The sequence below is a fragment of the Acidocella sp. MX-AZ02 genome (assembly GCF_000306035.1).
In the GTDB taxonomy this organism is placed as follows: Bacteria; Pseudomonadota; Alphaproteobacteria; order Acetobacterales; family Acetobacteraceae; genus Acidocella; species Acidocella facilis.
The window spans coordinates 1,673,091-1,674,653 of the sequence record NZ_JH976207.1 but is presented as its reverse complement, the minus strand read 5'-3'; the positions used below and the strand labels follow the sequence as shown (position 1 = coordinate 1,674,653).

The window sequence follows — 1,563 nt, the reverse complement described above, 5'->3', positions numbered from 1 at the left end:
CGGGGTTTTTCAGCAAACTGCTATAGAGTTTCGCGTCTTCGCCGGAGCCATTGCTCATCGTATCTTTGTGGTCCTCCGGTTCCATCTGAATTGCCGGTCCATCATCCCGCGCTGGCCCACCTCCTGCCTCGTTGGCCTGAGCGGCTGGCATATGATGAGAATCCAGCCCATCACCTTTGGGCTCCTTGGTTTCTCCATGCGCGCCGCCCCTGTATTTGCCTCCACCATTGCCCTTGTGCAAATGCGCACACGGGTCTTCATCACATTCAACGCAAGGCTCGGAAGCATCACGTCACGGCGAGGGAACTCTTGGGGGCAGGTCAGTCTTCAAAAGGGCGAGCTTTTTCAAAAAGAGGCAGGAACTCCTCATGGGAAAACGCCCATATCGTCTTGTCGCTTTCATCAAGATCGATGAGGTCGAAGGAAATGCCAAATGTCGATGACAAGATATTCCCGCCTCTGCTCTTTTTGAGTCCAGAATCGAGACGCTTTACGCTTTGCAAAAACACGTTCGGTTTTGTATGAAAATAATCTGTATCGAGAATATATACGGCTTCCGTTCTCCAACCAAAACCGAAGTCTACGAGTAAACCGTTACGAAATCCAAGAATTGGAGTTTCGAGATCCGGAAAATAAGCATTAAAATATTCAGAAGATCGCTCTATCGTTTTCTCAAATGGACGAAATGCTTTTTGCACCTGCTCTGGCTTCATACCGAGTTTTATCGGGCCAGTCCCCTCATAGGGGTCAATCTTCCATTGCATTCTTATCTCCTTCCTTGATCATCATGGCTTGCCCTTATCTATCTGATTTTGCAGGCACTCCGCGTAAGCCTGCATTTCTTTTAACGCCTCATCATACTTGGCCGGATCACCGGAGGCCGCAGCAATTTTTTTGACGTCTTCAATATCCATTTTGGTGGCATCAAGAAGTTTTCCTTCCTTGATAAGTTCCGCCTGCTTCTCTCGATATGCCTCCGGCCCTGCGCCTCCGCCATAACTTGCCGTATCGCGATGATCTTTGGGCTCCATCTGGATAGCCGGCCCATCATCCCTTGCAGGCCCGCCTCCCTCTTTGCTCGCCTGGGCCGCCGGCGTATGGTGAGAATCCAGCCCATCCTTACTTGGCCCTTTGGTTTCGCCATGTGCGCCGCCCCTGTATTTGCCTCCACCATTGCCCTTGCGCAAGTGAGCGCAAGGGTCTTCATCACATTCCACGCAAGGCTCGGAAGCATCGGAGTCCTTGAGCTGCTCATCGGCTTTGGTATTCGCCTGGACAGCCTGATGGCCCGCATGTTGGTAGATCTCGGCCCCAATGACGCTCACTGCCGCGGCGCCGGCGATGCCAAGTGCCACGGCGTCGACCGCGACGTCCAGGCCGGGAATGAATTGGGCCGCCACAAAGGCCGCCCCGGCCGTTGCGCTCATGCCGCGCCCCTTTGCAACATCCGCTCACCGATGGCCGCCAGCAGCCGCGCAATCGCCTTGTCGGGGCCGTCCGCCGCGTTCCGGAGATAGTCCAGGGCAGGGGGCGCGTTCCAAACCTCGCCACGGCTGACCAAGG

At 54.7% G+C, this 1,563-nt stretch carries 3 protein-coding genes; all 3 read right to left on the bottom strand.

The features are described 5' to 3' along the window. Positions 1-241 (bottom strand): hypothetical protein (locus MXAZACID_RS19715; protein ID WP_205619752.1); only part of this gene is annotated, 241 nt, incomplete at its 3' end. A gap of 79 nt (positions 242-320) precedes the next feature. Further along, complete coding sequence (locus MXAZACID_RS18775; RefSeq protein WP_144052690.1) at positions 321-764, bottom strand: hypothetical protein; 444 nt, start codon at positions 762-764, stop codon at positions 321-323. Between the two features lie 21 nt (positions 765-785). Next, the gene (locus MXAZACID_RS17770; RefSeq protein WP_008493788.1) at positions 786-1,427 is read right to left on the bottom strand and encodes a hypothetical protein; all 642 of its coding nucleotides are present in this window, start codon (positions 1,425-1,427) and stop codon (positions 786-788) included. Between the last annotated feature and the right edge of the window lie 136 nt (positions 1,428-1,563).

Bases quoted from the DNA above. Each gene is read 5' to 3' on its own strand.
- MXAZACID_RS17770 (WP_008493788.1), bottom strand. From the start codon at position 1,427: ATGAGCGCAACGGCCGGGGCGGCCTTTGTGGCGGCCCAATTCATTCCC.
- MXAZACID_RS18775 (WP_144052690.1), bottom strand. From the start codon at position 764: ATGCAATGGAAGATTGACCCCTATGAGGGGACTGGCCCGATAAAACTC.